The sequence below is a fragment of the Acinetobacter lwoffii genome, from assembly GCF_052078135.1.
Classification (GTDB): Bacteria; Pseudomonadota; Gammaproteobacteria; order Pseudomonadales; family Moraxellaceae; genus Acinetobacter; species Acinetobacter lwoffii_Z.
Map to the genome: position 1 here is coordinate 1 of NZ_JBQGUZ010000053.1, position 2,857 is coordinate 2,857.

At 55.5% G+C, this 2,857-nt stretch carries 2 protein-coding genes and 2 pseudogenes; 1 reads left to right on the forward strand and 3 read right to left on the reverse strand.

The window, feature by feature from the left end; translation table 11 throughout:
• Positions 1 to 456 (reverse strand): annotated as a pseudogene (locus tag ACTL4S_RS16265) (IS6-like element IS1006 family transposase); the annotation flags it as partial.
• 63 nt (positions 457 to 519) lie between these two features.
• On the opposite strand from ACTL4S_RS16265, the pseudogene ACTL4S_RS16270 reads away from it, so the two are divergent.
• Positions 520 to 1,350, forward strand: a pseudogene (locus tag ACTL4S_RS16270) (IS91-like element ISCR2 family transposase); the annotation flags it as partial.
• A 175-nt stretch (positions 1,351 to 1,525) separates the two neighbouring features.
• On the opposite strand, the gene ACTL4S_RS16275 reads toward ACTL4S_RS16270, so the two are convergent.
• Both ACTL4S_RS16275 and sul2 read right to left on the reverse strand, forming a co-directional pair.
• Positions 1,526 to 1,828, reverse strand: a complete 303-nt coding sequence (locus tag ACTL4S_RS16275) for a phosphoglucosamine mutase (protein ID WP_000251875.1) — start codon at positions 1,826 to 1,828, stop codon at positions 1,526 to 1,528.
• Between the two features lie 86 nt (positions 1,829 to 1,914).
• Positions 1,915 to 2,730 (reverse strand): sulfonamide-resistant dihydropteroate synthase Sul2, encoded by an 816-nt coding sequence (gene sul2 / locus ACTL4S_RS16280; RefSeq protein WP_001043260.1) that lies wholly within the window; start codon positions 2,728 to 2,730, stop codon positions 1,915 to 1,917.
• Positions 2,731 to 2,857 lie beyond the last annotated feature (127 nt).

A 2,857-nucleotide genomic window follows, 5' to 3' on the forward strand; every position in this document is an offset into this window, starting at 1 on the left:
CCGTTTTAACCGTGATAAAGCACGTCCATATGTGGGTGCTTTATCCGTGTTGATCACTTGTGGAATTTGCCACTTCTTCACATTATTTAAAATTTTTCCAAGAAAACAATATGCTGATTTGGTATTACGTCTAGAAGAAAGATAAAAATCAATGGTATCGCCACGTTGATCGACTGCACGATACAGATAAGACCATCGTCCATTCACTTTTACATAGGTTTCATCAATATGCCACGAGCTCAGATCTGTAGGATTACGCCAATACCAGCGTAAACGTTTTTCTATTTCAGGAGCATAACGTTGAACCCAACGGTAAATAGTCGTGTGATCAACATTCACACCCCGTTCGGCCAGCATTTCCTGCAGTTCACGATAGCTAATGCCATATTTACAATACCAGCGCACAGCCCAAAGAATGATTTCGCCCTGAAAATGCCGACCATGGAAAGGATTCATATGCTGCACCTTTAGCTAAAACAGTCTTCAGCTTACCATTCGTGGTTATTTGCAACAGTGCCGCTGACGCACACCATCGCCCACCGGGTGGGTCGCTATCTGGAACGGCAAGGCCTGCTGGAACGGGATGTCGAAAACAGCTATCTGGCCTCGGATGCGGTGGATGACGACCCGATGACACCCCTGCTGGGGCACTCGATCACTTACCGTATCGCTGTCGGTTCACAGGCGGGGCGAAAGGTGTTCACTTTGCAAACTCTGCCGACCAGTGGTGATCCGTTCGGTGACGGGATTGGCAAGGTAGCCGGGTCCAGCCTGCACGCCGGCGTGGCGGCCAGGGCCGATGAACGCAAGAAGCTCGAACGGCTGTGCCGGTACATCAGCCGCCCGGCGGTATCCGAGAAGCGGCTGTCGTTAACACGAGGCGGCAACGTGCGCTACCAGCTCAAGACGCCGTACCGGGACGGCACCACGCACGTCATTTTCGAACCATTGGATTTCATTGCAAGGCTGGCCGCCCTGGTACCGAAGCCCAGAGTCAACCTAACCCGCTTCCACGGGGTGTTCGCACCCAACAGTCGGCACCGGGCGTTGGTCACGCCGGCAAAACGGGGCAGGGGCAACAAGGTCAGGGTGGCTGATGAACCGGCAACACCAGCACAACGGCGAGCGTCGATGACATGGGCGCAACGGCTCAAGCGTGTTTTCAATATCGACATCGAGACCTGCAGCGGCTGCGGCGGCGCCATGAAAGTCATCGCCTGCATTGAAGACCCTATAGTGATCAAGCAGATCCTTGATCACCTGAAGCACAAAGCCGAAACCAGCGGGACCAGGGCGTTACCCGAAAGCCGGGCGCCACCGGCTGAGCTGCTCCTGGGTCTGTTTGACTGACGAGCCTGAAGGCCAACGATACCAATCAAAATGCTGCGTTCACAGCGCCGCGGCAGGGATCCGCCGTGCTGGTTGTCGGAAAAGGAGCCGCTAGTGGGAAAGAGGAGGGTAAATTTTCAGCGTTGCTGGCTCCCCGTCAGCCGGATTGGGTTGCATCGCAGGGGTGTCGAAAGAGTCAACTGCGGTCCAAAGCTGTTGGACTTGGGTGAAAAGGGCGTTTATTCTTCCTATACGTTGTCGGCAGCGGGCCAAAAAGGAATACGTCCATGCCCATCGAGGTGAAACCGGCTGTGAGCGCGGGTTCAAGCATATAGCCCGACAGGCGCGTATCCTTGCCGATCACGACACGATGGCGGTGGTCACCGCGACGAAAGACACGGCCAGCCGCCATGCCGACGCGCAAGGCGGTTTCCGCCGTCATCGCGCCTTCGTTGGCTTTGCCACGAATACCGTCTGTGCCGAAATATTTGCGCACCATAAGGTCGATTATCCTGTCGTCGGGTCGCCCTCAAAGGGGACATGCCTGCTGAACCGCGAATATAGAGAAATATCCCGAATGTGCAGTTAACGAATTCTTGCGGTTTCTTTCAGCGCCGCCAATACCGCCAGCCCGTCGCGCAAGGGGCGCGGCTCGTGTGTGCGGATGAAGTCAGCTCCACCTGCGGCGGCGGCAAGCTCTGCAGCGAGTGTCGCGGCCCCGACATCCCCCGGACCACGGCCTGTGAGCGCGCGCAGAAAGGATTTGCGCGAAACAGACAGAAGCACCGGCAAATCGAAGCGCAGCCGCAATTCATCGAACCGCGCCAGCACCGAGAGCGAGGTTTCGGGAGCAGCCCCCAGAAAAAACCCCATGCCGGGATCAAGGACAAGGCGGTTGCGTTTGATACCGGCACCCGTCAGCGCCGCGATGCGCGCGTCAAAGAACGCCGCAATGTGATCCATGATGTCGCCAGCGGGTGCCTCGCGCCGATCTGCCTGCCCGTCTTGCACCGAATGCATAACGACGAGTTTGGCAGATGATTTCGCCAATTGCGGATAGAACGCAGCGTCTGGAAAACCGCGAATATCATTGAGATAGGCCACACCACGCGACAAGGCATAGGCTTGCGTCGCGGGTTGATAACTGTCGAGCGAGACGGGAATGCCATCTGCCTTGAGCGCGTCCAGCACCGGCGCGATACGCGCGATTTCTGTGTCGGACGAAACAGGCGCGGCGTCGGGATTGCTGGATGCCGGACCGAGGTCGATCACATCTGCCCCCTCGGCCATCAGCTTACGCGCCTGCGCAATGGCTGCGTCTGGCGCCAGATACCGGCCTCCATCGGAGAAACTGTCCGAGGTTATGTTGACGATGCCGAAAATGATGAGCGATTTATTCATGGGGGCTTCTATAATAATCTCTGTACACGACAAAAATAGATAACTCATTGAAATAATGTCACAATAATTGTTTTCTAACGACGAATACTATGACACATCTCAATGAGTTATATCTTATCTTAAACAA

Coding starts and splice junctions, on each gene's coding strand:
- ACTL4S_RS16275 (WP_000251875.1), bottom strand. CDS start 1,828: ATGGTGCGCAAATATTTCGGCACAGACGGTATTCGTGGCAAAGCCAAC.
- sul2 (WP_001043260.1), bottom strand. CDS start 2,730: ATGAATAAATCGCTCATCATTTTCGGCATCGTCAACATAACCTCGGAC.